Source organism: Phytohabitans flavus, assembly GCF_011764545.1.
Taxonomy (GTDB): Bacteria; Actinomycetota; Actinomycetes; order Mycobacteriales; family Micromonosporaceae; genus Phytohabitans; species Phytohabitans flavus.
In genome coordinates this window covers 379682-405466 of sequence record NZ_AP022870.1, presented here as the reverse complement: position 1 = coordinate 405466, position 25785 = coordinate 379682, and the positions used below count along the sequence as shown (strand labels likewise).

At 73.0% G+C, this 25785-nt stretch carries 24 protein-coding genes; 8 read left to right on the top strand and 16 right to left on the bottom strand.

Annotated features, from left to right (window positions below; translation table 11 throughout):
* Positions 1-157: 157 nt before the first annotated feature.
* The 10 genes from Pflav_RS01835 to dhaM form a co-directional block, all read right to left on the bottom strand.
* Positions 158-913: a hypothetical protein gene (locus Pflav_RS01835; RefSeq protein WP_173033227.1), complete on the bottom strand. Its 756-nt coding sequence runs from the start codon at positions 911-913 to the stop codon at positions 158-160.
* Entirely contained in the window at positions 910-1626 is a 717-nt protein-coding gene (locus Pflav_RS01830; protein WP_173033225.1) for an ABC transporter ATP-binding protein, read from the bottom strand. Before Pflav_RS01830 ends, Pflav_RS01835 begins: the two co-directional genes overlap by 4 nt.
* On the bottom strand, positions 1614-1889 hold the full coding sequence (locus Pflav_RS01825) for a hypothetical protein (protein WP_173033223.1): 276 nt from the start codon (positions 1887-1889) through the stop codon (positions 1614-1616). The genes Pflav_RS01830 and Pflav_RS01825 overlap by 13 nt, the downstream gene beginning before the upstream one ends.
* Complete coding sequence (locus tag Pflav_RS01820; protein WP_173033221.1) at positions 1886-2227, bottom strand: ArsR/SmtB family transcription factor; 342 nt, start codon at positions 2225-2227, stop codon at positions 1886-1888. Before Pflav_RS01820 ends, Pflav_RS01825 begins: the two co-directional genes overlap by 4 nt.
* 633 nt (positions 2228-2860) lie before the next feature.
* A complete protein-coding gene (locus Pflav_RS01815; RefSeq protein ID WP_173033219.1) occupies positions 2861-3775 on the bottom strand; it encodes a sulfite exporter TauE/SafE family protein in 915 nt (304 codons plus the stop codon).
* Positions 3776-3866: 91 nt separating this feature from the next.
* Complete coding sequence (locus tag Pflav_RS01810; RefSeq protein WP_173033217.1) at positions 3867-4316, bottom strand: RrF2 family transcriptional regulator; 450 nt, start codon at positions 4314-4316, stop codon at positions 3867-3869.
* Between the two features lie 49 nt (positions 4317-4365).
* Complete coding sequence (locus Pflav_RS01805) at positions 4366-5244, bottom strand: acyl-CoA thioesterase (RefSeq protein WP_173033215.1); 879 nt, start codon at positions 5242-5244, stop codon at positions 4366-4368.
* Positions 5241-6695: a pyruvate kinase gene (gene pyk / locus Pflav_RS01800; RefSeq protein ID WP_173033213.1), complete on the bottom strand. Its 1455-nt coding sequence runs from the start codon at positions 6693-6695 to the stop codon at positions 5241-5243. Before pyk ends, Pflav_RS01805 begins: the two co-directional genes overlap by 4 nt.
* A gap of 166 nt (positions 6696-6861) precedes the next feature.
* Positions 6862-7122: an HPr family phosphocarrier protein gene (locus Pflav_RS01795; RefSeq protein WP_173033211.1), complete on the bottom strand. Its 261-nt coding sequence runs from the start codon at positions 7120-7122 to the stop codon at positions 6862-6864.
* A complete protein-coding gene (dhaM, locus tag Pflav_RS01790; protein WP_173033209.1) occupies positions 7106-7498 on the bottom strand; it encodes a dihydroxyacetone kinase phosphoryl donor subunit DhaM in 393 nt (130 codons plus the stop codon). Before dhaM ends, Pflav_RS01795 begins: the two co-directional genes overlap by 17 nt.
* A gap of 72 nt (positions 7499-7570) precedes the next feature.
* Between dhaM and Pflav_RS01785 the strand changes: the two genes are divergently transcribed.
* The 4 genes from Pflav_RS01785 (at position 7571) to Pflav_RS01770 (ending at position 11637) form a co-directional block, all read left to right on the top strand.
* Entirely contained in the window at positions 7571-8356 is a 786-nt protein-coding gene (locus Pflav_RS01785) for an IclR family transcriptional regulator (protein ID WP_173033207.1), read from the top strand.
* 97 nt (positions 8357-8453) lie between these two features.
* Positions 8454-9452: a dihydroxyacetone kinase subunit DhaK gene (gene dhaK, locus Pflav_RS01780; RefSeq protein WP_173033205.1), complete on the top strand. Its 999-nt coding sequence runs from the start codon at positions 8454-8456 to the stop codon at positions 9450-9452.
* Between the two features lie 29 nt (positions 9453-9481).
* Positions 9482-10102, top strand: coding sequence for a dihydroxyacetone kinase subunit DhaL (dhaL, locus tag Pflav_RS01775; protein WP_173033203.1), 621 nt, complete (start codon positions 9482-9484; stop codon positions 10100-10102).
* Positions 10099-11637 carry a putative PEP-binding protein gene (locus tag Pflav_RS01770; protein ID WP_173033201.1) on the top strand — a complete coding sequence of 513 codons (1539 nt, stop codon included), beginning with the start codon at positions 10099-10101 and terminating at the stop codon, positions 11635-11637. The genes dhaL and Pflav_RS01770 overlap by 4 nt, the downstream gene beginning before the upstream one ends.
* Before the next feature lie 153 nt (positions 11638-11790).
* Here Pflav_RS01770 and Pflav_RS01765 read toward each other — a convergent pair whose 3' ends face one another.
* Positions 11791-13386: an amidase gene (locus Pflav_RS01765; protein ID WP_173033199.1), complete on the bottom strand. Its 1596-nt coding sequence runs from the start codon at positions 13384-13386 to the stop codon at positions 11791-11793.
* Positions 13383-13682, bottom strand: coding sequence for a hypothetical protein (locus Pflav_RS01760; protein ID WP_173033197.1), 300 nt, complete (start codon positions 13680-13682; stop codon positions 13383-13385). Before Pflav_RS01760 ends, Pflav_RS01765 begins: the two co-directional genes overlap by 4 nt.
* Before the next feature lie 163 nt (positions 13683-13845).
* Between Pflav_RS01760 and Pflav_RS01755 the strand changes: the two genes are divergently transcribed.
* The 3 genes from Pflav_RS01755 (at position 13846) to Pflav_RS01745 (ending at position 15655) form a co-directional block, all read left to right on the top strand.
* Positions 13846-14913: a hypothetical protein gene (locus Pflav_RS01755; RefSeq protein ID WP_173033196.1), complete on the top strand. Its 1068-nt coding sequence runs from the start codon at positions 13846-13848 to the stop codon at positions 14911-14913.
* Positions 14914-14990: 77 nt separating this feature from the next.
* A complete protein-coding gene (locus tag Pflav_RS01750) occupies positions 14991-15263 on the top strand; it encodes a type II toxin-antitoxin system VapB family antitoxin (RefSeq protein WP_173033195.1) in 273 nt (90 codons plus the stop codon).
* Positions 15260-15655 (top strand): type II toxin-antitoxin system VapC family toxin, encoded by a 396-nt coding sequence (locus Pflav_RS01745; RefSeq protein WP_173033194.1) that lies wholly within the window; start codon positions 15260-15262, stop codon positions 15653-15655. Before Pflav_RS01750 ends, Pflav_RS01745 begins: the two co-directional genes overlap by 4 nt.
* Before the next feature lies 1 nt (position 15656).
* Here Pflav_RS01745 and Pflav_RS01740 read toward each other — a convergent pair whose 3' ends face one another.
* Both Pflav_RS01740 and gltB read right to left on the bottom strand, forming a co-directional pair.
* Positions 15657-17132 carry a glutamate synthase subunit beta gene (locus tag Pflav_RS01740; RefSeq protein WP_173033193.1) on the bottom strand — a complete coding sequence of 492 codons (1476 nt, stop codon included), beginning with the start codon at positions 17130-17132 and terminating at the stop codon, positions 15657-15659.
* Positions 17125-21693 carry a glutamate synthase large subunit gene (gltB, locus tag Pflav_RS01735; protein WP_173033192.1) on the bottom strand — a complete coding sequence of 1523 codons (4569 nt, stop codon included), beginning with the start codon at positions 21691-21693 and terminating at the stop codon, positions 17125-17127. Before gltB ends, Pflav_RS01740 begins: the two co-directional genes overlap by 8 nt.
* Positions 21694-22066: 373 nt before the next feature.
* Between gltB and Pflav_RS01730 the strand changes: the two genes are divergently transcribed.
* The gene (locus Pflav_RS01730) at positions 22067-22669 is read left to right on the top strand and encodes a GNAT family N-acetyltransferase (RefSeq protein ID WP_332107727.1); all 603 of its coding nucleotides are present in this window, start codon (positions 22067-22069) and stop codon (positions 22667-22669) included.
* A 13-nt stretch (positions 22670-22682) separates the two neighbouring features.
* Here Pflav_RS01730 and Pflav_RS01725 read toward each other — a convergent pair whose 3' ends face one another.
* Both Pflav_RS01725 and Pflav_RS01720 read right to left on the bottom strand, forming a co-directional pair.
* The gene (locus tag Pflav_RS01725) at positions 22683-23465 is read right to left on the bottom strand and encodes a tetratricopeptide repeat protein (RefSeq protein ID WP_173033190.1); all 783 of its coding nucleotides are present in this window, start codon (positions 23463-23465) and stop codon (positions 22683-22685) included.
* On the bottom strand, positions 23363-25720 hold the full coding sequence (locus Pflav_RS01720) for an AfsR/SARP family transcriptional regulator (RefSeq protein ID WP_173033188.1): 2358 nt from the start codon (positions 25718-25720) through the stop codon (positions 23363-23365). Before Pflav_RS01720 ends, Pflav_RS01725 begins: the two co-directional genes overlap by 103 nt.
* Positions 25721-25785 lie beyond the last annotated feature (65 nt).

Below are 25785 nucleotides of genomic sequence, written 5' to 3'. Positions count from 1 at the left end.
GCTCTCTAATTGGGTGATGGCCGACGCCCGTTCGACGGCGGGCCACGCGGCCTCTGGCTGGAGAAGAGCCGTCAGGCGCGACCGGTAACGCACCTGCCCACCGCCGCGGCGGTCCGCGATTCGATCTCCGGACCGCCGCGGCCCTCGCGTCCGGGTTTCAGATGTCGCGGCGCCGTCCCACGGCGGCAGCCGCCACGGCCAGTGCCAGCGCGTACCCCGTCCAGAGCAGCGCCGCCAGCCACGCCGGAGGCAGCCCACCCGAAGCGGCACCCGCGCTCTCCGCCGCTCCCCCGCTGATCGCCACCCGAAGGCCGGTCAAGGAGTAGCGCTGGTACCCGTCGACAAGGCTCGTCACGAGCGGCTCGACGACGAAGAGGACGAGCAGCGCGGCCGACACCGCCACCACCTGGTTGCGGATCAGCCCCCCGAACGCCGCGCCCAGCGTGCCGGACAGCGCCGCGAAGCACACGCCGCCCACGAAGATGCCGGTCACCTGCGCGGCCGACAGCGCCACGGCGACGTCTCGGGAGGCGAGCAGCGGGAAGCTCACCGCGGCGGTGCCCACCACGCTCGCCAGACCCAGCACCGCGCCGGCGAGGGTGTTGGCGACGATCTGCGCGACCGTCACCCGGAGCCGGTCGGGGTTGGTGAGCAGGGTGGGGAGGATGGTGCCGTGCCGGTACTCCCCGGCGGTGGTGACGATGCCCAGCAGCAGCGCCAGGATCCCGGCGACGATTCCGCCCGACGACAGCACGAGGCGCCCGCCGGTCCCGCCGCCGATGTCCGATGTGGAGCTGAGCAGCACGATGAGGGCGGCCATCAGCACGCTGAGCGCCACCGACGCGACCAGCAGGCCCGGCACGACGCGGGTGGTGCGCAGCTTGAGCAGCTCCGCCGCGATCAGCCGGCTCATCGAGAGGTCTCCCTCGTCAGGTCCAGGAAGACGTCCTCCAACGTCTGCCGCGGGTGGGCCGTCAGCTCCTCCACCCGGCCCTGCGCCACCAGCCGCCCCCGGTGCAGCACGAGCACCTCGTCGACGACCTGAGCGACCTCGGAGAGGACGTGGCTGGAGACGAGCACCGTACGCCCCTCGTCGCGGCGGTCGCGCAGAAAGTCGCGCAGCCAGCGGATGCCCTGCGGGTCCAGACCGTTGGCCGGCTCGTCGAGGATCAGGATGCGCGGGTCGCCGAGCAGGGCGGTCGCCAGGCTGAGGCGCTGCCGCATGCCCAGCGAATACCCGCGCACGCGCCGGCCCGCAGCCTCGTCGAGCCCGACCAGGCGCAGCAGCACGTCGACGCGGCTCCGGGAGACGCCCGCCGCCTTCGCGAAGACCCGCAGGTGGTCGCGGCCGGTGCGGCCCGGGTGGAACTGTGCCGCGTCGAGCACCGCGCCGATCACGCGGGCCGGCTCGGGCAGTGCCGCGTACGGCCGGCCCTCCACCATCGCCCGCCCGGCGGTTGGCACTGTCAGCCCCAGCACGGTGCGGAGCGTGGTGGTCTTTCCGGACCCGTTGGGTCCTAGGAACCCCACGATGCTCCCTCGCGGCACCGCGAAGCTCAGCCCGTCGACCGCGACCGTCCGGCCGAACCGCTTTGTCAGCGAGTCGACCTCGATCACCGCGTCCACGGCTCCTCCACCTCCTTGAGCAGGCGCTCCAGCGCATCCGTACGCTCCCGGAGCGCGCTCAGCTCGCCCTGCACGGCGGCCAGCCGCTGCGCCACGTCCCGCTGGGCGGTGGCGGCGTCCTCGGCGAGGCGCCGGTATGCCTCCTCGCGCGACACCGACTGCCGCGCCCGCCAGGTGGCGCCCAGCTGAACGATCATTACCACGACGATGACCAGCGTGAACAGGATCGCCGTGGTCCCCATAACCACTTCCTGCCAGGTCATGACGACTCCTTCGGGTTGTCTGGGATGGTCAGCGTCCGCACCGCCGCGGCAATCGAGTCCGGCGTCAGCAGCAGCGCGAACGGGGTCGCCTCGACGTAGCGGATCGCGTGCCCCTCCTCGGCCAGCTCCATCTGGCTTGTCACCAGCCCGGCCGCGGACAGCTTGCCGAGGTGGGCGTGCACGAGAGGGCGGCTGAGGCCGACCTTCCGGGCCAGCTCGGTGACGTATCGCCGCCCACCGGCCAGCTCGGCGAGGATCCGCAGCCGCTGCGGACTGGCCAGTGCGGCCAGGAGCCGCACCAGCTCGTCGCCGGTCAAGTTCAACGTCTCGTTACCCATGTCAATGACAATTTACGTACCTCAGCGCGGCGTGTCCAGGGCCCCATTCAAAAGACCGAATTCTGAGCTACCGCGATGTCCGTCGTGGTCCAGACCGCTGCTCCCGCGGCCTCACCCTCCGCGTTCGCACAACCAAACAGCACCAGCCCGGTAGGCCTAGGGCGTGCTTTGCGCGGGGCTCTCAAGCTGGGCGCACCGATGCGCCCCGCCCCGAGCACCGCGGGTCGGCTCCGGACGGGCCCGCGTCGTCCGTGGCGACCCTAGCCCCTCCAGGGGCAATTTCTCGCCACGGACGCATCTCGAACCGCGCGCCGCCCCCTGATCAAGGGCTGGGCGGCCCGCCCAGCCCTCGCCATCGGCCAGGCTGACCGGGGTTGGACTGTGAACCGCGGAGGGTGAGGCCGCGGGAGCGACGGTCCGGTGCCCGGCGGACATCGCGGCAGCGCAAACCCATATCTTGAAACGGATCTACAGATCTTTCAGGATCGAGGTCCGATCCCGTGATCAGCGTCCGGGATCGGTGTCGGGCGCCTCGCGCTCGATTCGGGGACCTTGGCGCACAGGGGCACTCGCGCGGCCCCACTCTCCGCGATGCGCGCTCTACCCGCCCGCATGGCGGGCGGCGCGGTGGCGTCAGGCGGCGTCGAGCGCCGGCACCCGCTCTTCGGCTTCGACAGAAGCCGCGGCGGCGCGGCGGGTGCGGCGCAGCACGCGCACCGCCAGGTACAGCGCGGCGACCCAGGCGGCCACGATCGCCAGGTACACGACCGGGCGCAGGTCAGCCGGCGCGTCGAACGCCCGCATGATGGTGCGCGCGTTGGTCAGCACGATCAGCCCGCCAACCGCCGCGCCGAGCAGCTGGGCCGGCACGATGCGCACCAGCCAGGCGGCGAGCGGGGCGGCGATCAGGCCGCCCACGAGCAGCGCGGCCACGGTCGGCAGCAGGAAGCCCTCGGAGCCCAGCCCGATCAGGAAGCCGGCGCTGGCCGCGCCCGCCACCACGAACTCCGCCGTGTCCACCGACCCGATCACCTTGCGCGGCTCCATGCGACCGGAGACCAGCAGCGACGGCGTGGCCACCGGGCCCCAGCCGCCACCGCCGGTGGCGTCGACGAAGCCGGCCACCAGGCCCAGCGGGGCCAGGAAGCGGGTGCGCAGCGGGCGGCGGGAGCGGCGCTCGCCGAGTGGGCGGGTGAAGCGGATCAGCAGGTAGACGCCGAGGGCGAGCAGGATCCCGGCCATCCACGGCGCGGCCGCGTCGGTGGCGATCGAGCTCAGGAACGTGGCGCCGGCGAACGCGCCGATGCCGCCCGGGATGGCGATGCGGCGTACGACCCGCCAGTCGACGTTGCCGAAGCGCCAGTGTGCCGCGCCGGCGGCGAGGGTGGTGCCCAGCTCGGCGAGGTGCACCGAGGCCGAGGCGGACGCGGGGGCGATGCCGGCGACGAGGAGCAGCGAGGAGGAGGTGACCCCGTACGCCATACCGAGCGCACCGTCGACGAGCTGTGCGGCGAGCCCGACCAGGGCGAGGACGAGCAGCTTCCGCACTTGTCCACCTCCTCGGTAATTCCGGTCAACTTAGTCGAGAATCAGGGAGATGGCCGGCCGCGTCAAGCCGGTACCGCAAAATGAGACCTGGTCAGGCCCACGCGCTGGGATCGGCGACGAGGTCGCGGACCCGCTCGGGAAGCTTGCCGGTCGCCACGTCCGCCACCGTGACGGACTCGAGGATCTGCCGCTCACTGGCCCGCAGCGCGATCCACACCTCCTGGAGGGCGACGGCGGCGCCGTGATATCCGAGGTCCTCCGGACGCTGGCCGCGCACGTGCGCGAGCGGCCCGTCGATGATGCGGATGACGTCGGCGAGCGTGATCTCGCCGGCCGGGCGGGCCAGCCAGTAGCCGCCCTCCGGGCCACGCTGGGCGTGCACCACCCCGCCCCGGCGCATTTGGAGCAGGATGCTTTCGAGGAACTTCGGCGGGATCTCCTGCGCCTTCGCGATCCGCTCGGCGGTCAGCGGGCCCTCGACGGCGGTGGCGAGCTCGACGACGGCGCGCAGCGCGTAGTCGACGCGGGCAGACAATCGCATGATTCCCATTATCCCGGTCGAGAATGCGGACCGGGACGCAACCCGCGCGTCACGCACCGACGCGGCGGAGCAAACCCTCCTGCACGGCGGTCGCGACGTGCCGCCCGTCCTCGGTGAACATGCGACCGGTGGCCAACCCGCGCGCGCCGGAGGCGGACGGGCTCCAGCAGTCGTACAGGAACCACTCGTCGGCCCGGAACGGCCGGTGCAGCCAGAGCGCGTGGTCGAGGCTCGCCCCCACGACGCCGCCCGGCCCCCACACCTCGCCGTGTACCGAGAGCACGGAGTCGAGGAGCGTGAGGTCCGACGCGTACGTCAGCGCGCACGCGTGCAGCAGCGGGTCGTCGGGAAGCCGGCCGTCGATGCGCATCCACACCCGCTGGTACGGGTCGGCGGGGCGGTCGCCGGGCGGCACCCAGCCCGGCTCGCCGACGTAGCGCACGTCGATCGGGCGCGGGATGGACGCCCAGATGCCGGCGCGGTCGGGGTACCGGGCGAGGCGCTCGGCCATCGTCGGCACCTCGTCCGGGCCGGGCACGCCGGGCGGGGCCGGCGCGTGGTGGTCCAGCCCCTCCTCCTGCCGGTGGAACGAGGCCGACATGAAGAAGATCGTGCGGCCGCCCTGTAGCGCCACCGAGCGGCGGACGGAGAAGGAGCGACCGTCGCGGATGTTCTCCACGTGGTACTCGATCGGCTCGGTCGGGTCGCCCGGGCGCACGAAATAGCCGTGCAGCGAGTGGACCAGCCGGGTCGGGTCGACCGTGCGGCCGGCAGCGACGAGCGCCTGACCGGCCACCTGGCCACCGAAGACCCGCTGGGGGCCGACCCGCGGGCTGACCCCACGGAACCTGAACGGGTCCAGCTCCTTCAGGTCGAGCACCTCAAGGAGCTGGTCGACCGCCGCCTGACCGACGACGGGCTCCGTCACCGGCCGCTGCTTCGGGCCGCCGTCGCGGCGTCGACGAGGGAGCCGAGCTGGTGCACCCGCAGCGTGTTGGTCGAGCCGGGCGCGTTGGGCGGGCTGCCCGCGACGACCACCACGTAGTCGCCCGGGTTTGCCATGCCGATGCCCAGCAGGGCCAGGTCGACCTGCCGGAACATGTCGTCGGTGTGCTGCACGAACGGCACCAGGAACGTCTCCACGCCCCACGAGAGGGCAAGCTGGCTGCGCACCTCGGGCACCGGCGTGAAGGCCAGCAGCGGCAGCTCGCAGTGCAGCCGGGAGAGGCGGCGGACGGTGTCGCCGGTCTGCGAGAACGCGACGAGCGCCTTGGCCCCGATGTTGCGGGCGATCTGCGAGGCGGCCACGGTGAGCGCGCCGCCGTGGGTGCGGGGGTCGTGCTGGAGGCGCGGCACGGCGATCGAGCCGGACTCGGTGGTCGTCACGATCTTGGCCATCGTGCTGACCGTGAGCACCGGGTACTTACCCACGCTCGTCTCGCCGGAGAGCATGACCGCGTCGGCGCCGTCGAGCACCGCGTTGGCCACGTCCGAGGCCTCGGCGCGGGTGGGGCGCGAATTTTCGATCATCGAGTCGAGCATCTGGGTGGCGACGATGACCGGCTTCGCGTTTTCCCGGCAGAGCTGCACGGCCCGCTTCTGCACCAGCGGCACCTGGTCGAGCGGCAGCTCCACGCCGAGGTCGCCACGGGCCACCATCACGCCGTCGAACGCGTCGACGATCGCCTCCAGATGGGTCACCGCCTCCGGCTTTTCCACCTTGGCGAGCACCGGGCGACGCAGGCCCTCCTCATCCATGATCGAGTGGACCAGCTTGATGTCCTCGGGCGAGCGCACGAACGAGAGCGCCACCATGTCGACACCGAGGCCCAGCGCGAAGCGCAGGTCGGCCGCGTCCTTATCGGACAGTGCCGGCACGCTCACCGCCACATTCGGCAAGGAGACGCCCTTGTGGTTGGAGACCGGGCCACCCTCGACCACAAGGCAGCGGATGTCGTTGTCGTGGACGGCGGTGACCTCGACGGCGACCTTGCCGTCGTCGATCAGGAGGCGGTCACCGACCTTGACCTCGTGCGGAAGCTTGCGGTACGTGCACGAGACCCGGTCGGCGGTGCCCAGCACGTCGTCACCGGTAATCACCACGGTGTCGCCCGTGCGCCACTCGACGGGGCTCTCGGCGAACTTGCCGAGGCGGATCTTGGGGCCCTGGAGGTCGGCGAGGACGGCCACGGCGTGGCCGCCCGCTTCGGCCGCCTCCCGCACCCGCCGGTACACCAACTCGTGGTCCTCGTGGCTGCCGTGGCTGAAGTTGAGTCGGGCCACGTCCATACCAGCGTCTACGAGGCCACGGATGCGCTCCGGAGAGGAAGTGGCAGGGCCCAGAGTGCAGACAATTTTCGCGCGGCGATTCACGGACAACAAGGCTAGTCCCTCCGCCGGGTCGGCTGTGCGACCGGCCCCTGTCGGACGATTGATGGCGGCGGGCGTCGGCGACCGTCACCGCGCAGCTTAGTCCGGCGGATCCCACGGCGGCGTCCCCCACATGAGGTGCACATGAAGTACTCCTGAAGGTGCCTCAAAGTCCCTACTGCGCCGCGCTCAGCACGGCTACCACCGCGTCCAGGGCTTCGGCCGCGTCCGGCCCGGTGGCACGCAGCGTCACGGTGGTACCCGCGGTGGCGCCGAGCGCCATCACGGCGAGCACACCGCGGGCGTTGGCGACCTTCCCGGCGTACTCGATCTCGACGTCGGCCTGGAACCGCGCCGCCGCCTGGACCACCTGGCCGGCCGGGCGCGCGTGCAGGTGGGCCGGGAGCACGACGGCGGTCTCAGAGTTTACGGACATCGCGTGCCTCCTCCGCGGCCGCGACCGCGGCCGCCAGGTCGGCGCCGGTGCCCGCGATGACCGCGGCGGCCATCGCCCCCTCCACGAAGGGCGCGTCGACGATCACGACGTCCGGGGCGGGGCGGTCGTCCAGTACCACCCGCGCGGTCAGCACTGAGCTGCCCAGGTCGGGGATCACGAGCACGCCCGCTCCCCCGTCCGCCTTCTCGATCGCGGCGCGCACCAGGTCGTAGCTGGTGCCGATGCCACCCTCGTCGGTGCCGCCCGCCGCCTCGACCGCGAGCGACTGACCACCCACCTGCAACAGCAGCTCCCGCAGGCCAGCGGCCAGCTCGGCGCTGTGCGAGACGAGTACGATGCCCACGGATCCCGTCATGACCGAAAATGGTATGTTCCCAAACACCGTTCGGCAATACTGAACGGTCTCGTGGGTTGAAGGGCGGCGGCCATGGTCCAGTCGGTAGCGCGCGCGATCCAGATACTGCGCGTGCTCGGCACCGCCGCCCGGGGCGCTGGCGTGACCGAGGTGGCCGAGCGCATCGGCGTCGCCAAGCCCACCGCCCACGCGCTGCTGCGCACGCTCGAGGCCGGCCAGCTCGTCGCGCAGGACCACGAGACCGGCAAGTACCGGCTGGGGCCCGCGCTCCTCGAGCTCGGCAACGCCTACCTGGAGACCCACGAGCTGCGCGTCCGCTCCGTCGCCTGGGCCGACGGCCTGGCCCACCGGGCCAACGAGGCGGTGTGGGTGGGCGTGCTCTCCGCCGACCACGTGCTCGTCGTGCACCACGCGTTCCGGCCCGAGGGCGCGGTGCAGATCCTGGAGGTGGGCGCGGTCATCCCGTGGCACACCTGCGCGCTGGGCAAGGCCATCGTCGCGCACCTGCCCGAGACCGACCGCGCGGCGTTGCTGCGTGGACCGCTGGCCGCGCTCACCGGCGCCACGCGGACGGAGCCGTCCGCGCTGGTCCAGGACCTGGATGGGGTACGGACGACCGGGTACGCGGTCGAGGACGGCGAGGCGGCCATCGGCGACGCCGGCATCGCGGCCCCGGTCTTCGACCACACGGGCGACGTGGTCGGCGCGATCGGGGTGATCGGTCCGGTGGAGCGGCTGCTCGCCGAGGAGGCCCGGGGCGGGCTTGCCGTCGCCGTGCGGGAGACCGCCCGCCACCTCTCCCGCGACCTCGGCGCCGGACGCCCGGCGACCCGGCGCTGGGTGGCCGCGGCGTCGTGACATCCTACGCTTGACACACGGTCGTAACCGGGCCTAGTTTCCGAACACACTTCAGCATTGCTGAACGACGTCCCAGCCCTCCGGAAGGAACGCGGCCGTGAAGAAGTTCATCAATGACCCCGCGGCGGTCGTCCGCGAAGCGCTTGCCGGCGTCGCCGCCGCCCATCCCGACCTCCGCGTCGACATCGAGCAGCAGATCGTGGTACGTGCGGACGCGCCCCGCGCCGGCAAGGTCGGCGTGCTCTCCGGCGGCGGGTCGGGGCACGAGCCGCTGCACGGCGGCTTCGTGGGGCTGGGCATGCTCGACGCCGCCTGCCCCGGCGAGGTGTTCACGTCGCCGGTACCCGACCAGATCCTGGCCGCCACCCAGGCGGTCGACGGCGGCGCGGGCGTCGTGCACATCGTGAAGAACTACACCGGCGACGTCATGAACTTCCAGATGGCCGCCGAACTCGCCAGCGACGAGGGCATCGAGGTCCAGACCGTGCTCGTCGACGACGACGTCGCGGTCGAGGACTCGACCTGGACCGCCGGCCGCCGCGGCACCGGCGCCACGCTGATCGTCGAGAAGGTCACCGGCGCGCTCGCCGAGGCCGGCGCCTCGGCCGCCGCGGTGGCCGCCGCCGGTTCGCGGGTCAACGAGCAGTCGGCGTCGTTCGCGATCGCGCTCACCGCCTGTACGACGCCGGCCGCCGGCAAGCCCGGCTTCGAGCTGCCGGACGACGAGATGGAGGTCGGCGTCGGCATCCACGGCGAGCCGGGGCGGCGGCGGGAGAAGCTGCGTCCGGCCCGTGAGATCGCCGCGATGACCGTCGAAGCGATCCTCGGCGCCAAGCCGCTCGCCGCCGGTACCGAGGCGATCGTGCTGGTCAACGGCCTCGGCGGCACCCCGCTCATCGAGCTGTACCTGCTGTACGGGGAGGTCGCCGCCCTACTCGACAAGGCCGGCGTCCAGGTCGCACGCAACCTCGTCGGCAACTACGTCACCAGCCTGGACATGGCCGGCATGTCGGTTACCGTGTGTCGGGCGGACGCCGAGATCCTGCGGCTGTGGGACGCGCCGGTCCGCACCCCGGCGCTGCGCTGGGGCGTGTAGTTCTGGCCCGCTCCCCCAGGGAGGTCACCGTGGACGTCGCGCTCGCCCGCTCGTGGATCGCCGCCATCGCCGCGGCGGTCGCCGAGCAGGCTGACTACCTGACCCAGCTCGACTCGGCGATCGGCGACGCCGACCACGGGGTCAACCTCAACCGCGGCTTCACCGCCGTCGTGACCGCGCTCGACACGGCCGACCCGAGGACCGTCGCCGAGGTCTTGGTGAAGACCGGCACCACCCTGGTGTCCAAGGTGGGCGGTGCGGCCGGACCGCTGTACGGCACGGCGTTCCGCGCCATCGGCAAGGCGCTCCCCGCCGACAGCTCCACTGTGGACGCCGCTGAGCTGGGCGTGGCGCTGCGAGCCGGGCTGGCCGCGGTACAGAAGCTCGGCGCGGCGGTGCCCGGCGACAAGACGATCGTGGACGCGTACGGGCCGGCGGTCGCCGCGTTCGAAGAGGCGGCCGACGACGGGCTTCCGGCGGCCGCGCGGGCCGCGGCGGAGGCCGCTGCCGAGGGCATGCGGGCGACGACCGAGCTGCACGCCCGCAAGGGCCGCGCGTCGTACCTCGGGCCGCGCAGCGTCGGCCACCAGGACCCGGGCGCCACCTCGACCTGGCTCATCTTCCAGGCGCTGGCGGACGTCGCGGCATGAGGTACACCGGGGTGCTGGGCGCGCCCGGGGTCGGCCTGGGACGGATCCGGTGGGTGCACACCGCCGGACTGTCCGAAATGGACGTTTCCCTGTCCCCCGCGGACCTCGGGGTGGCCTTCGACGCGGTGGCCGCGCGGCTGCGCAAGCGGGCGGACGCGCTGCGAGCAGACGGCCACATCGAGCCGGCCGACATCGTGGCGACGATGGCGCTTATCGCCGACGATCCCGACCTGCGCGCCGCCGCCACCGCCGGGCTGGACGCCGGCCGCGAGCCCGCCGAGGCGGTGACCGCGGCCGCCGCGACCTACGCCGACCTGCTGGCCGCCCTCCCCGACCCGACGCTGGCCGGGCGCGCGGCCGACGTACGGCAGGTGGGCCGCCGCGTCGTCGCCATGCTGCGCGGCGACGCCGCCGCCACGTTCGATGGCCCGGTCATCCTGGTCGGGCCCGAGCTAGGCGCGGACGACCTGCTGGAGGTGGCGGACGACCTGGCCGGCGCGGTGTCCGGGCTGGGCGGGCCGAACGCGCACGTCGCCATCGTCGCCCGCGCGCTGGGCGTGCCGCTGGCCTTCGGCATCACCCCGGACGCCGCTGAAGGTCTGCCCGCGGTGCTGGACGGGGCGACGCTTGTCGTGGAGCCCAGTGGCGAGCAGGAGCACGCCGCCCGCGAGGCGATGCGCGCGGCCGAGCGGCGCCGCGCCGACCTCGCCGCCGGCCGTACGCTGCCCGCCGTCACCCGTGACGGCCAGACCATCACGCTGCTCGCCAACGTGGCCACGGCCGAGGAGTCCCGGGCAGCTGTCGCGGCGGGCGCCGACGGCGCTGGTCTGGTCCGTACCGAGCTGACATTTCTTACCGCGCTGGGCTGGCCGGACGAGGCCGCGCACGCCGCCGCGCTCCGCCCGGTGCTGGGCCCGCTGGCCGGCCTTGTCGCGACGGTACGCACGCTGGACTTCGCGCCGGACAAGCTGCCCCCGTTCCTCATTGGACGGTCGTACCCGGGCCAGCCGCCCCCAGAGGCGCTCGGCGCTCAGCTGCGCGCGATCACGGCGGCCGGCGCGGCGACCCGGCTGCGCGTGATGCTCCCGATGGTCCAGTCGGCGGCGCAGGTACGCGAGGCTCGCGCGCTGCTGCCCGAGGCCGTGCCGTTCGGGGCGATGGTGGAGACCGGCGCCGCCGTCGAGGCCATCGACGAGATAGCCGCCGCGGCCGACTTCCTCTCCATCGGCACCAACGACCTGACCGCGTCCCTGCTCGGCCTTGGCCGCCTGGATCCCGCCCTCACCCCGGCCCGCGCGGCCGAGCCGCCGGTGCTGCGCGCCATCGCCGCCACGGTCGCGGCCCGCGAGCGCCACGGCCGCCCGGTGTCGGTCTGCGGCGACGCGGCCGCCGACCCGTACGCCATCCCGCTGCTCGTCGGTGTGGGCTGCCGCATCCTGTCGGTGGCACCGTCCGCTTTGGACGCGGTCCGCGCCCAGGTCCGTTCGCTCGACACGGCGGAGTGCGCCGCGGCGGCCGCCGCGGTGCTGGCCTGAGCCGTCCGCCAGTCTTTGGCCCCTCCGCGGGACGGCGCCGAGCCCTGCCCCGCGCGGGCAGCGGGCCGCGCGCCACGGTCGTTCGGCGGATGCGGGGGACGGCGGCGGGCCCGGCGCCGCACAACGCCGGGCCCGTCTCTCCACCGCAAAGCTTTACTGCATCTGGGCTGCCACGTCCTCGGCGGTCAGGCGACCGCGGTCCTCGGCCGGGGCGGCCGAGCGCAGCGCCGACGCGCCGGCGGCCACGGGCGGGTTCGGCGGGCGGCGCCAGTGCCAGTCGGTCACGGCCTGGTAGGCGGCCACGACCGAGAGCAGGCGGTCCTCGGCATAGGGTTCGCCGCCCAGGATCGTGCCGATCGGGACGCCGGCCGGCGTGAAGCCGATCGGGAAGCCGATCTCCGGCAGGCCCAGGATGTCGAAGGGCACCGGACCGGTCTGTACCACCACGTCGCAGTGGTCGAAGATCTGGTCCAGCACCCGTTCCAGCAGCAGCAGCTTGGCTCGCTGGCCGGTGATGAACTCGTTCGCCCCGAGCAGCGCACCCTGTAGCCAGCCGGTCACCGACACGCCGAAGCCGCGCAGGTCGGTACGGAGGTACGGCATGAAGGGCTCGCTGCGCTCCGGCAGCCGGACGTTGTTGAACGCGTTGCCGGTCAGCAGGTCCCACTCGTCCGGCAACGGCACGTCGACGAGGCGCACGCCGTCAATCTTGTCCACTGTGGAGAGGAACGCCTGGCGGGCCAGCGCGGTGGCCGAGGTGCCGTCGGCGTACCCGGGAAGCACACCGACGCGGGTGCTCCACCGCGCCCGGAGCCGCCGCCCGGAGTACACCGGGGTCGCCGCCTCGATCAGGTCCGGCACCCGCGGCAACCCTTGCGTGCGCGGGTCGGCCGGGTCCTCCCCCGCCATCGCAGTGAGCATGATGGCCGCGTCCTTGGCGTCCCTCGCGAGCGGGCCCGGGTGGTCGCGGGTGTAGCTCAGCGGGATGATGCCGGCCAGCGACACACGACCCATGGTGGGCTTGAGGCCGGTGAGGTTCTGCGCGTTCGACGGTGCCGTGATGGAGCCGCCGGTCTGCGTGCCCGTACCCGATGTCGCCATCCGCCCAGCCACCGACGTGGCCGTGCCGGTCGACGAGCCGCCGGGGTCGGTGCCGGGGATCGTGGGTGTCCACGCGTTGACCGTCGTGACGCGACCGTCCGGTGTGGTCGCTCGGGTCGTCGCGAGTGGACCCATCTGGGTCTTGCCGAGCACGATCGCGCCGTTCGCCTTGAGCCGGGCCACGGCGGTCGCGTCGTACGGGGGCACGAAGTCCTGGAAGAGGTACGAGTTGGCGGTGGTCCGCACACCGGCGGTCCAGTAGTTGTCCTTGATGGCGAGCGGGATGCCGTGCAGCGGTCCGGTGTGCTTCCTGCGGCCGGCCGCCTTCGCCGCCGCCCGCGCCTGGTCCGCCAGCACCGTGTTGAACGCCTGGTACGCCGGCTCGTACGCGCCGATCCGAGCCAGGTACGCCTCGACGAGCTCGGCCGGCGAGAGCTTGCCATTCTTGATCATCCAGGCCGCCTCGGCGAGCGTCAGCTCGGTCGGGTCGGCGAAGGCCTCGGGGCGCGGCCGCACGTACGCGCCGGCTCCGAAGCGGGCCGCCCCACCCGCCCAGGCGACGCCCGGGATGGCCGAGGCACCGGCGGCGGCGACCGCGGCGACCGCCGCGGTACGGGCGAGGAAAGCGCGTCTATCCACAGTGGTCATTTGCGCCACTCCGTGCTGATCGATGGGTAGAGCATCGGCGCGGGTTGCTGGGAAAGGGCGGCCGCGTGCGCCGGGTCGCTGCCCGCGGGGGCCGGCAGCTGGTACGCGGCGAGCGCCCCGACGGTGCCGCGGACGAACGAGCGCAGCGAGGCGAGTACGGAGTCGCGGCCGGGTGAGCCGGTCGCCGGGTCGGACGCGGTGCCGGGCGGCAGCTGGTCCAGGTCGATTCCGAGGGAGGCGAGCCGAGCTCTGATCATCACGTCGAGCTCGGCATCCGTGGGTGGGGTGGGAGCCATGGTTGATCACTCTTGGAGCTGGCTGTGTCCGGGCTGTATCCCCAAGATCACGCGGACGTGTCTTATCAAATCCAGCCGTTCGGCTGTCGGCAACCCGCCAGATCAGTCCATCGATCAACTCCTCTATTTAGACATCCCATTCCCCAACCCACGAAGGAGCGAAATGGGAATCTTCCGAAAGCTGGCCGGAGTCTGCGTCGCCGCGGCCCTGGCCACCGCCGGACTCGCGGCACCCGCACAGGCGGCCGTCCCCGACGGGCACGGCTTCGTGCTGTGGAACGGCGCGGCAACGGTACCGGGCAGCACCTGGCCGGCCGCCACGATCGTCACCCCGGGCGGCTCCGGGCTCTACCGGATCATCTTCCCGGGACAGGCCGCACGCGGCGGCGTCGTCCACGTGACCGCCGTCAGCGGCGGCCCGGTGTGGTGCCAGGCGCTGCGCTGGGGCCCGTCCGGCGCCGACGAGGTCGTCTACGTCCGCTGCTACACCGTGGGCGGGGCGCCGGTCGACACGCCGTTCAGCGCCGTCTTCGCGAGCAGCTCGCCGCCGGACGGCCTGGCCGGGCGCTACGGGTACGTCCACTCGAACCCCGCCGGCGGCATCATCAGCCAGTACAACTCGTCGCTGCTGGCCAACTCGGTCACGCCGCTCGGCCCGCCCGGCCAGTACCACGTGCGGCTGCCCGGACTCGGCACGTTCGGGCCGGTCGACGGCAGCGTCCAGGTCACCGCCGCGGACCCGAACATCGGCGCGCACTGTGAGGTGGCCAAGTGGGCCTCCAACCCCGGCGGCCAGGACGTGATCGTGCTCTGCTTCGACGGGGTGGGCACGCCGTTCAACACCTGGTTCACGCTGAGCTACCAGTACGAGCGGTCGCTCTTCGGCTCGGTGGCCCCGCCGAGATTCTTCGGCTACCTCTGGAACATGCCGCCACCGCCGACGCCCAACGTCGGCCCGCCGTCGACGAACTTCAACTCGCAGCTCGGCCCGGGCACCAACACCGCCACCGCCTCCGGCCTGGGGCTGACGCTCGTCAGCTTCCGCGCCCTGGCACAGCGGCCCGACAACGTGCAGGTGACGGCGTTCGGGCAGGCGGGTGAGTTCTGCAACCTCCAGGCCGGCTGGGGGTACAGCGGCACGACCGTGCTGGTCCGCAACGTGGCCTGCTACACGCCGGCCGGCGCCCGCGTCGGCAGCGGCTCGTTCACCAGCTACAACTCCGAGTTCTGAGCAAACCCGGTCGGGGGCCGCCAGCCGGCCCCCGACCGCATCTGGTGGATTTACACCGTAGGAAATACCCTTACACCATGGCACTGAACGTGAAGGACCCGGAGACCGAGCAGCTCGCGGCCGAGGTGGCCGCGCTCGCCGGGGAAAGCAAGACCCGGGCGATCAACGTCGCCCTGAGGGAGCGCCGCGCCCGTCTGATGGCGGCAGGCGCCGCACGCGATCGCGGCGCACGCCTTCGCCGTTTCCTCACGGACGAGGCGTGGCCACAGGTGCCCGACGAGGTACGCGGCACCGCGCTGACGAAGGCCGAGCGCGAGGAGATCCTGGGCTACGGGTCGGAGGGCGTGTGATCGTCGACAGCTCGGCGATCGTCGCGATCCTGCTCCAAGAGCCGGGCTGGGAGCCGCTACTGGACCGACTCGTGGGGTCGGAGGATCCGGCCGGTGTAGGGGCCCCGACCCTCGTGGAGACCGGCATCGTGCTGGCAGCCCGGCTCGGCATTCCCGGAAAGACCCTGCTCGCACGGTTCATCCAAGAGAGTTCGCTGCGGGTCATCTCGTTCACCGCGGACCACTGGCCCGTGGCCGTCGACGCCTACCTGCGGTACGGCAAGGGTCGCCACCCCGCCGCATTGAACTTCGGCGACTGCCTCACGTACGCGGTCGGCCGCGTCGCGAGCGAGCCATTGCTCTGCCTTGGCAATGACTTCGCTCGGACGGACCTCTCGCTCGTCGAGGTCTGAGCTACACGCTCAGCGGGACGGCCGCTGGGGTTACCGGGGCGGGGAGGGAGCCCTCGCCGCCCAGGTAGGAGTGGATGGCGGCGGCCGCGGCGCGGCCCTCGGCGATCGCCCACACGATGAGCGAGGCGCCGCGGTGCATGTCGCCGGCCACGAAGACGCCGTCGGCGTCGGTCTGCCAGTCCGGGCGGGCGTCGATCGCGCCGCGCCGGTTGCGGCGCACGCCGAGCTGGTCCAGCAGCGGCTGCTCCTCGGTGCCCTCGAAGCCGATCGCCAGCAGCACGAGGTCGGCCGGGAGCTCGCGCTCGGAGCCCGGCACGTACGTGAGGATGCGCTGCCCGTTGACCTTCTCCACGGTCACCTCGGCGATCCGCACGGCCCGCACGTTGCCGGCGCCATCGTCGACGAACTCCTGGACCGCGACCGCGAACACCCGCTCGCCGCCCTCCTCGTGCGCCGGGTAGTTGCGCAGGATCCACGGCCAGGTGGGCCACGGGTCGCGCGCCTCGTCGCGGGCGTCCGGCGGCTGCGGGTACAGGTCGAGCTGGTTAATGCCGGCCGCGCCCTGCCGGTGGGCCACGCCCAGGCAGTCGGCCGCGGTGTCACCGCCGCCGATGATGACCACGTGCTTGCCCTTGGCGTCGATCGGGGTGGAGGCAGCGAGGCCGGCGACGACGCGGTTGGCGGGGACGAGGTGGTCCATCGCCAGGTGTACGCCGCGCAGCTGCCGCCCGGGCGTATCCGGCGTGTCCCGGCCGGCGAGCGCACCGCAGGCGAGCAGAACCGCGTCGTGCTCCGCGCGCAACGCCTCGGCCGTCACGTCCACGCCCACGTTCACCGACGTCCGGAACTCGACGCCCTCCGCGGCCATCTGCGCAAGGCGCCGGTCGATGTGCTCCTTCTCCAGCTTGAAGTCGGGGATGCCGTACCGCATCAGCCCACCGATCGCGTCGTCCCGCTCGTACACCGTCACCTGGTGACCGGCGCGGGCGAGCTGCTGTGCGGCGGCGAGACCGGCGGGCCCGGAGCCCACCACCGCGACCCGCTTGCCCGACGGCGGCGGTACGGCCTGGGGAGTGACATACCCCCGCTCGACGGCCCGGTTGATGATCTCGACCTCGACCTGCTTGATCGCTACCGGCTCCCCGCCCGCTATGCCGAGCACGCACGCCGCCTCACAGGGCGCCGGGCAGAGCCGGCCGGTGAACTCCGGGAAGTTGTTCGTAGCGTGCAGCGACTCGATGGCCGAGGCCCAGCTGTCGGTGCGGACCAGGTCATTCCAGTCCGGGATGCGGTTGCCCAGCGGGCAGCCGTCGTGGCAGAACGGAATACCGCAGTCCATGCACCGCGTGGCCTGCTCGCGGATCAGCTCGTCGCCCGCGGACGGGTACACCTCGCGCCAGTCCTGGATGCGGACCGGGACCGGGCGCCGGCTCGGCAGCCGGCGCCCGTACCGAAGAAAGCCCTGAGGATCAGGCACGAGCGACCTCCATCACCGCTTCGTCGATGTCCCGACCGGCGGCTTCGGCGGTGCGGATTGCTTCCATGACGCGCTTGTAGTCGCGCGGCACCACGGCGGTGAACTCCTCCACCGTCTCGGGCCAGCGCTTGAGCAGGTACTCGGCGACGGCCGAATCGGTCTCGGCGAAGTGCCGCTCGACCAGCACGCGGAGCGTGACCTGCTCCTCGTCGGTGAGCGGCTCGAGCTCGACGAGCTCCGGGTTGACCCGGCCCTTGTCGAGGCGCCACACGAACGCGGTACCGCCGGACATGCCGGCCGCGAAGTTGCGCCCGGTGCCGCCGAGGACGACGACGGTGCCGCCGGTCATGTACTCGCAGCCGTGGTCGCCGACACCCTCCACAATGGCCACCGCGCCGGAGTTGCGGACCGCGAAACGCTCGCCGACCCGGCCGCGCAGGAACACCTCGCCGTCGGTCGCTCCATAGAGGATGGTGTTGCCGGCGATGATCTGCTCCTCGGCCGCGAACGGCGCGGTGCTGAACGGCCGCACCACGATCCGCCCGCCGGACAGGCCCTTGCCGACGTAGTCGTTGGCGTCGCCGAAGAGGCGCAGTGTCACGCCCCGCGGCAGGAACGCGCCGAACGACTGGCCGGCGGTGCCGTGCAGCGTCACGTCGATCGTGTCGTCGGGCAGGCCCGCGCCGCCGTACCGCCGGGCGACCTCGCCACCCAGCATGGCGCCGACGCTGCGGTGCTCGTTGCGGACCGGGACCACCGCGCGGACCGGCTCGCGGTGCTCCAGCGCGGGCGCGGCGAGCGTGATCAGCTCGTTGTCGAGCGCGCGGTCGAGGCCGTGCTCCTGGCCGCGGATGCGCCGCCGGGCCGCGCCCTCGGGCAGCTGCGGCACATGCAGCACGGGACCGAGGTCGAGGCCGCGCGCCTTCCAGTGGTCGACCGCCGGCACGATGTCGAGCATCTCGGCGTGGCCGATCGCCTCGTCGAGCGAGCGGAAGCCCAGCTCGGCCAGGTATCCCCGCACCTCCTCGGCGAGGAAGAGGAAGAAGTTCTCCACGAACTCCGGCTTGCCCGTGTACCGCTCGCGCAGCACCGGGTTTTGCGTCGCGATGCCGACCGGGCACGTGTCGAGGTGGCAGACCCGCATCATGATGCAGCCGGAGACGATGAGCGGCGCGGTGGCGAAGCCGTACTCCTCGGCGCCGAGCAGCGCCGCCACGATCACGTCGCGGCCGGTCTTGAGCTGGCCGTCGACCTGCACGGTGACGCGGTCGCGCAGCCGGTTGAGCAGCAGCGTCTGCTGCGCCTCGGCGAGGCCGAGCTCCCACGGGGTACCGGCGTGCTTGAGCGAGTTGAGCGGGGACGCTCCGGTGCCGCCGTCGTGGCCGGAGATCAGGATGACGTCGGCCTTGAGCTTCGCCACGCCAGCGGCGACGGTGCCGACCCCGACCTCCGAGACGAGCTTCACGTGTACGCGGGCCGCGGGGTTGACGCACTTGAGGTCGTGGACAAGCTGCGCGAGGTCCTCGATGGAGTAGATGTCGTGGTGCGGCGGCGGCGAGATGAGGCCGACGCCGGGCGTGGCGTACCGGGTCTTGGCGATCCACGGCCACACCTTGTTGCCGGGCAGCTGGCCGCCCTCGCCGGGCTTGGCACCCTGGGCCATCTTGATCTGGAGGTCGTCGGCGTTCACCAGGTACTCGCTCGTGACGCCGAACCGTCCACTCGCGACCTGCTTCACCGCGGAACGCCGGGACGGGTCGTGCAGCCGCTCGACGTCCTCGCCGCCCTCGCCGGTGTTGGACTTGCCGCCGAGCTTGTTCATCGCGATGGCGAGCGTCTCGTGCGCCTCGGCCGAGATCGACCCGTACGACATCGCGCCGGTGGCGAACCGCTTGACGATCTCGCTGACCGGCTCGACCTCGTCGAGCGGCACGGGCGGGCGGGCGCCGGTGCGGAGCGTGAAGAGGCCCCGCAGCGAGCCGGCCTTAGCCGCCAGCTCGTCCACAGTGGACGTGTACTTCCGGAACACGTCGTACTGGCGGCTGCGGGTGGCGTGCTGGAGCAGGAACACCGTCTCCGGGTTGAACAGGTGCAGCTCGCCCTCGCGGCGCCACTGGTACTCGCCGCCGACCTCCAGCCGACGGTGGGTGCGCTCGGCCTGGTTGGCCGGGTACGCGCGGGCGTGGCGGGCCATGACCTCCTCGTGGATCTCGGCGAGCCCGGCGCCACCGATCTTGCCCGGGGTACCCGCGAAGTAGCGCTCCACGAGCCGGGCGTCGAGGCCGACCGCCTCGAAGACCTGCGCCCCGCAGTACGACGAGACCGTCGAGATGCCCATCTTGGACATGATCTTCTGGACGCCCTTGCCGAGCGCCTTCACGTAGTTGCGCACGGCCTTCGCCGGCTCGATGCCGGGCAGCGCGCCGGTGGCGATGAGGTCCTCGACCGACTCGAAGGCCAGGTACGGGTTGACCGCCGCCGCGCCATACCCGACAAGTACGGCCGCGTGGTGCACCTCGCGGCAGTCGCCGCTCTCCACGATGAGCGCCACCTGCGTCCGCGTCTGCTCCCGCACGAGGTGCTGGTGCACGGCGGCGGTCAGCAGCAGCGACGGGATCGGGGCGAGCGTGGAGTTGGAGTCGCGGTCGGAGAGCACCAGGATGCGCACGCCGTCTTCGATCGCCTCGGAGACGTGGCGGCAGATCTGGGTGAGCCGCGCCTTGATGCCGGCCGCGCCGTCGCGCAGCCGGTACAGCCCGGAGACCCGCACCGCCTTGAAGCCCGGCAGGTCGCCGTCTTCGTCGATGGAGAGGATCTTCGCGAGCTCGTCGTTGTCGATGACGGGGTACGGCAGCACGATCTGCCGGCAGCTGGCCGGCCCCGGATTGAGCAGATTGCCCTCCGGGCCGATCGTCGACTGGAGGCTGGTGACCAGCTCCTCCCGGATCGCGTCCAGCGGCGGGTTGGTCACCTGGGCGAAGAGCTGGTGGAAGTAGTCGTACAGCAGGCGGGGCCGGGTCGACAGCGGCGAGATCGGCGTGTCGGTGCCCATCGAGCCGATCGGCTCGGCACCGGTGCGCGCCTGCGGCGCGAGCAGGATCTTCAGCTCCTCCTCGGTGTACCCGAAGGTCTGCTGCCGCCGCTGCACCGAGTCGTGCGTGAAGACGATGTGCTTCCGCGAGGGCAGCTCGGCGAGGTCGATGAGACCGGCGTGCAGCCACTCGTCGTACGGCTGGGCCGCGGCCAGCTCGGCCTTGATCTCGTCGTCCTGCACGATGCGGCCGGCAGCGGTGTCCACCAGGAACATCCGCCCCGGCTGGAGCCGCCCCTTGGCCACCACGGTCGCCGGGTCGAGGTCGAGCACGCCCGCCTCGCTGCCGAGCACCACAAGGCCGTCGCTGGTCTGCCACCACCGGCCGGGGCGCAGGCCGTTGCGGTCGAGCACCGCGCCGACGACGGTACCGTCGGTGAACGCCACCGCGGCCGGGCCGTCCCACGGCTCCATCAGGCTGGCGTGGAAGCGGTAGAACGCGCGCCGCGCCGGCTCCATCTCCGGGTCGTTCTCCCACGCCTCGGGGATCATCATGAGCATCGCGTGCGGCAGGCTCCGCCCGGCCAGGTGCAGCAGCTCAAGCACCTCGTCCACGTTTGCCGCGTCGGAGGCGTCCGGCGTGCAGATCGGGAAGAGCCGCTTGAGGCTGCCGGGGATCGCGCTGGAGGCCAGCAGCGCCTCGCGGGCGTTCATCCAGTTCTTGTTGCCCCGGATGGTGTTGATCTCGCCGTTGTGCGCGATGAACCGGTACGGATGGGCCAGCGGCCACGACGGGAACGTGTTGGTCGAGAAGCGCGAGTGGACCAGCGCGATCGCGCTGGCGACCCGCTCGTCCCCCAGGTCTGGGAAGAACGCCGGCACCTGCGCCGGGGTGAGCATCCCCTTGTACGTGATCGTGCGCGACGACAGCGACGGAAAATACGCCGTCACACCGCGCTCGGCGGTCTCCCGCTCGGTCTGCTTGCGCACGCAGAACGCGACCCGGTCCAGGTCGATCCCGCTCAGCGGGCTGCCCGCCGGGCCGCCCGGCGTGTCGCTCAGCCGGTGCGCGGCCAAGAACACCTGCCGGATCCGCGGGCGGGCCGCCTCGGCGCTCTCGCCCAGCTCGCTGGCGTCGACCGGCACCTCGCGCCAGCCCAGCAGGTCGGCACCCTCCACCAGCGCGTACTTCTCCAGCACCCGGACCGCGCGGGCCGCCTCATCCTCGTCGTGCGGGAGGAAGACAAGCCCCGTCGCGTACTGCCCTGCGGGTGGGAGCGGAAAGTCGACTACGGCCCGGAAGAACTCGTCGGGCACCTGGAGCATGATGCCGGCGCCGTCACCGGTGTTGGACTCCGCGCCGCGGGCACCCCGGTGGTCGAGCCGGCAGAGCGCCGACAGGCCTTTGGCGACAACGTCATGGGAACGATTGCCTGCCAAATCCGCCACGAAGGCCACGCCACATGCGTCATGCTCATACGCCGGGTCGTAGAGCCCTTCGGAGGTGCGCTGAGGGTACGGATGAACCACCGGGCCTCCTGTCGTCGCTCGCGCTACGTGGGGATAGATCGGGACGACGTCGGCCCTGCTGAGTCATTCGAGTCTACGTTAGGGGTTCCTGTACTCCACCAGCGGAGATTGATCACACGTGGCTGAACTGTTCGAAAGGTTGGAACGCTTCTACGACGCCGTACCCAGGGACGGCGCGCACACCGAGGACTTTGGTGGACTCGTGCTATTCGTCCGTGACGGACCGGGATGGCCGTTCTACGCGCGCCCCCGCCTGGGCGCCGAAGAGCCGCCTTCCGCCGCTGACATTACCTCGGTTCGGGCGAGACAGCGTGCGATAGGTGCACCGGAAGCGTTTGAATGGGTACACGAAGTCACACCGGACCTGCTGGCGGTGGCCCGTTCGGCGGGCCTGGCGGTCCTCGAGGCACCTCTGCTGGTGCTGGACCCGTCCGCCCTGGTCACACCGGTGGGCGCGGATCTGCGCTTCCTGGACGCCGAGGCGCCGTCCTTCGCCGACGACGTCGCCGTGCGCCGGGCGGTGGGCGCGGTCGGATTCGGTGCGCCGGGCACCTCGACCGGCCTGCCCGGTCCCAAAGACCGGGACGCTGTGGTGCTGCCGGTCTCCGCGGAGGAGCTGGCGGACGAGCGCCGCATGATGCGGGCCGGTCGCCGCGCCTCGGTGTTGGGATATTTGTCACCGCAACCTTCGCCCCCGGCAGAGCCTGAGCTGCAAGGAGTCCTGGCCAGCGGCATCCTCCAGCGGGTGGACGACGTGGCCGAGATCGCCGGCGTGGCGACGCTCCCGACGGCGCGGCGCCGAGGGCTTGGCGCGGCGGTGACGGCGGCCCTGGCCCGATACGCCCTGGACGCCGGCGTCGAACTCGTCTTCCTGTCCGCGGGCAGCGACGACATCGCCCGCATCTACGCGCGGGCCGGCTTCCGGCGCGTGGGCACCGCCTGTATCGCCACCCCGTCCATCTTCCCGACGGCCTGACCGGCTCGAAGGTTCAGACCGGCGGGATCAGGGCGCGTGCGGGCAAGGGCGTGCCATCGCCCAGGGCGGCCCGGAGCGCGGCCGCCGTCGCCTCGGTGTCCGGGCGCTCGCACGCCGGGATGGGGGCGCCGATCTCGTCGCGGATGCGGCCCGCGTCGGCCAGGAGCTGGGCGGCGCGGGTCGGGTCGTCACGGCGGTGCACCTCGGCGAGGGCCTCGAGCACGCTGGCGGTGCGCCAACGGTCGCCGACCTTGCGGTGCGTCGCCAGGCTCAGCGCGAGGTGCTCCTCCGCCCGGTCCGCCCGGCCGGTGCGCAGCTCGACGAGGCCGCGCAGGTTGTGCGCCCAGCCGACGCCCTCCGGGAAGCCCAGCGCCGCGTACCGCTCCAGCGCGGCGTCCAGCAGGCTCGTGGCGCGGTCGGTGTCGCCGCGGTACAGCGCGACCGCGCCGAGGTTCATCAGGGCGGAGGCGGCGGCCTCGGCGTCGCCCAGGCGCTCGAACCAACGGCGGCAGGCGCGCAGGCGCAGCTCGGCGCGGTCGAAGTCGCCGGCCAGCCAGGCGGTGAAGCCGCGCAGCTGTACCGCGCGGGCCTCGCCCAGCTCGTCGCCGCACTCCACGTAGATGCCGGCGGCCTTGTCGAGGTGGGCGGCGCTGGCCTCGTACTGCGCGCGCTCGCGGGCCACCGCGCCGAGGATCATCTCCACCCGGGCCTCGGCCCGGCGGTCGCCGATGGCGCGGTACGCGGCGCGGGCGGTGCTGGCGTACTCGGCGGCGGCGGAGTAGTCGCACAGCAGCATCGCGAGCATGGCGGCGTCGGCGGCGGCGGCACCGCGCAGCAGGACGGGGGCGCGGGGTGGCGGGCCAGCGCGGCAGCGAGCCAGGCGCGGGCCTCCTGGTAGTGCCCCTCGACCCGGCAGAACATCGCCAGCGCGGTGGCGAGACGCAGGTCGCCGTACGGCACGGCGCTCGGGCGGGCCTCGGCCAGCCAGCTCATCGCGGCGCGCAGGTTTGCCGCGTCGGCGCGCAGGCGGGCCAGCCCAACCTCCTGGGCGTGGCCGCGCAGGTCGGTGTCGGCCGCCTCGGCCACGCGCAGGTAGTGGGCGGCGTGCGCGGTACGGGCGGCGGGCGCGTCAGCGTGCAGGCGGGCCAGCGCGTGCCGGCGGATGGGCATGAGCAGCCGGTACCGGCCGGCGTTTTCCTCCACCAGCGAGGCGTTGACAAGCTGGTCGAGCGCGGTGGGGTCGGAGCTGGCACCGGCCCGCATGGCATCGGCCGCGCCGGTGTCGAAGCCGCCCGCGAAGACCGCCAGCCGGTCGAAGAACACCTGCACGTCCGGGGGGAGCTGCTCCAGGCTCGACTCGACCGCGGCGGCCACGGTGCGGTGGCGGGGCGGGGTGGTGGGGTCGGGGCTGTGCAGCAGCCGCTGGTCGGTACGGATGCGGGCGACGATCTCGGGCACGCTCAGCAGCGGGGTGCGCGCGGCGGCCAGCTCGATCGCGAGCGGCAGCCCGTCGAGCTCCACGCAGAGCTGGGCCACCGCGTCGGCGCTGCCTTCGGGCACGGGGCGGCCGCGAGCCTGGGCCCGCTCCAGGAACAGCCGGGTCGCGGCGTGGGTGGCCAGGTCGGCGAGGGTGTGGCCGGCGACGGCCGTGGGCAGCGGAAGCGGCGGAACGGGCACTATCGCCTCGTCGTCGGCCCGCAGCGGCGCCCGGCTCGTGGCGAGGATCCGCAGCCCCGGGCAGCGCGCCAGCAGCTGGCGGGCCAGCTCGCCGCAGCCGGCGACCAGGTGCTCGCAGTTGTCCAGCACGAGCAGGACCTCGTGGGCGCCGATCTCCTCGGCGATCGCGTCGACCGGGTCGAGGCCCGGGTCCTGGCGCAGGCCCAGGGTCTCGGCGACCGCGGCCGGCACCTTCCCCGGCCGGTCGACCACGGTGAGGTCGACGAACCAGGCCACCGGCCCGCCCGCGGACGCCTGCTCACCCAGGAGAGCGCCGGCCTCGTCGGTCGCGGCCGCCACAGAGGCCGAGGCCCAGGGCCGGCCCGCCGCGGCGATGGCGAGCCGGGTCTTGCCGGCGCCGCCGGGGCCGACAAGCGTCACCAGCCGGTGCCCGGCGAGCCGCACGTCGATGTCGTCCAGCAGTGCGTCGCGGCCGAGCAGGCTGGTCAGCGGCACCGGAGGCGCCGCCACCCGCCGTGGCATCCGCGGCTGAGGGCGGGCCGGGGCCGGCAGCTCGGCGATGTCGCCCCGCTCGGCGGCCGCGGCCAGCGCGCGCAGCCGCTCGCCCGGCTCGACGCCGAGCTGGTCGGCGAAGGTCTGTAGGGCGCGCTCGTACACCGACCGGGCGGCCGCCCGCCCTCGGCTGAGCAGCGTGGCGGTCAGCAGCAGCTCCCAGCGGCGCTCCCGGAGCGGGTGCCGCACCACGCCCGCTTCAAGCTCGCTGGCGGCCACCTCCGCCGCCTTGGTGGCGTCGATGCCCGCGCGCACCGCGGCCCGGTCGGCGACCGGCGCGCCGCTGGCCCGTACCGCGGCGGCGGCCGTGCGCAGCACGCAGTCCCACCGCTCCTCGCGGGCCCGGGTGCGGCTCTCGCGCAGCCGCTTGGCCTCCGCCGCGGCCCAGCCGGTGAGCGCGATGCCGTCGAGCGGCGTGTCCGAGCGCCAGCGGGCCAGCGCGCGGTCGTAGAGGGTGACGGCGCCGGGCAGGTCGCCGGCGGTACGGCGGGAGCGGGCCCGGCGCAGCTCGTCGTGATAGCGAAGCACGTCGACATACCGCCCGGCGAGGCGCATGCCGGCGGCCCGGGTCTGAAGCGCGCCGCGCAGGCCGCCCCGGGCCAGCCCGCCGGCGAGCGCCGCCGAGTCGCGGTCGAGGGCCACCGGGTCGATGCCCGCCGCGCTCAGCTGTGCCCACCCGACGATCTCACCGCCGCGCAGGCCGAGCACGGCGAGCAGCCGGCGCGCGCCGGTGGCGAGCGGGACCGGCCCGCCCGGACCGGCCAGCTCCACCGCCCCCAGCAGGCGCACCTGCCCCGGGCGTACGCGTAGGCCATCCGTCATTGCGCGTAGTGTCCCCCTCGCGCGCAGCGACGGTCAGCATCCGTTCGGTCCGACTTCGGCCCCCG

Bases quoted from the DNA above. Each gene is read 5' to 3' on its own strand.
- Pflav_RS01835 (WP_173033227.1), bottom strand. From the start codon at position 913: ATGAGCCGGCTGATCGCGGCGGAGCTGCTCAAGCTGCGCACCACCCGC.
- Pflav_RS01825 (WP_173033223.1), bottom strand. From the start codon at position 1,889: ATGACCTGGCAGGAAGTGGTTATGGGGACCACGGCGATCCTGTTCACG.
- Pflav_RS01820 (WP_173033221.1), bottom strand. From the start codon at position 2,227: ATGGGTAACGAGACGTTGAACTTGACCGGCGACGAGCTGGTGCGGCTC.
- Pflav_RS01810 (WP_173033217.1), bottom strand. From the start codon at position 4,316: ATGCGATTGTCTGCCCGCGTCGACTACGCGCTGCGCGCCGTCGTCGAG.
- Pflav_RS01795 (WP_173033211.1), bottom strand. From the start codon at position 7,122: ATGTCCGTAAACTCTGAGACCGCCGTCGTGCTCCCGGCCCACCTGCAC.
- dhaM (WP_173033209.1), bottom strand. From the start codon at position 7,498: ATGACGGGATCCGTGGGCATCGTACTCGTCTCGCACAGCGCCGAGCTG.
- Pflav_RS01785 (WP_173033207.1), top strand. From the start codon at position 7,571: ATGGTCCAGTCGGTAGCGCGCGCGATCCAGATACTGCGCGTGCTCGGC.
- Pflav_RS01770 (WP_173033201.1), top strand. From the start codon at position 10,099: ATGAGGTACACCGGGGTGCTGGGCGCGCCCGGGGTCGGCCTGGGACGG.
- Pflav_RS01765 (WP_173033199.1), bottom strand. From the start codon at position 13,386: ATGACCACTGTGGATAGACGCGCTTTCCTCGCCCGTACCGCGGCGGTC.
- Pflav_RS01760 (WP_173033197.1), bottom strand. From the start codon at position 13,682: ATGGCTCCCACCCCACCCACGGATGCCGAGCTCGACGTGATGATCAGA.
- Pflav_RS01755 (WP_173033196.1), top strand. From the start codon at position 13,846: ATGGGAATCTTCCGAAAGCTGGCCGGAGTCTGCGTCGCCGCGGCCCTG.
- Pflav_RS01750 (WP_173033195.1), top strand. From the start codon at position 14,991: ATGGCACTGAACGTGAAGGACCCGGAGACCGAGCAGCTCGCGGCCGAG.
- Pflav_RS01725 (WP_173033190.1), bottom strand. From the start codon at position 23,465: ATGCTGCTGTGCGACTACTCCGCCGCCGCCGAGTACGCCAGCACCGCC.
- Pflav_RS01720 (WP_173033188.1), bottom strand. From the start codon at position 25,720: ATGACGGATGGCCTACGCGTACGCCCGGGGCAGGTGCGCCTGCTGGGG.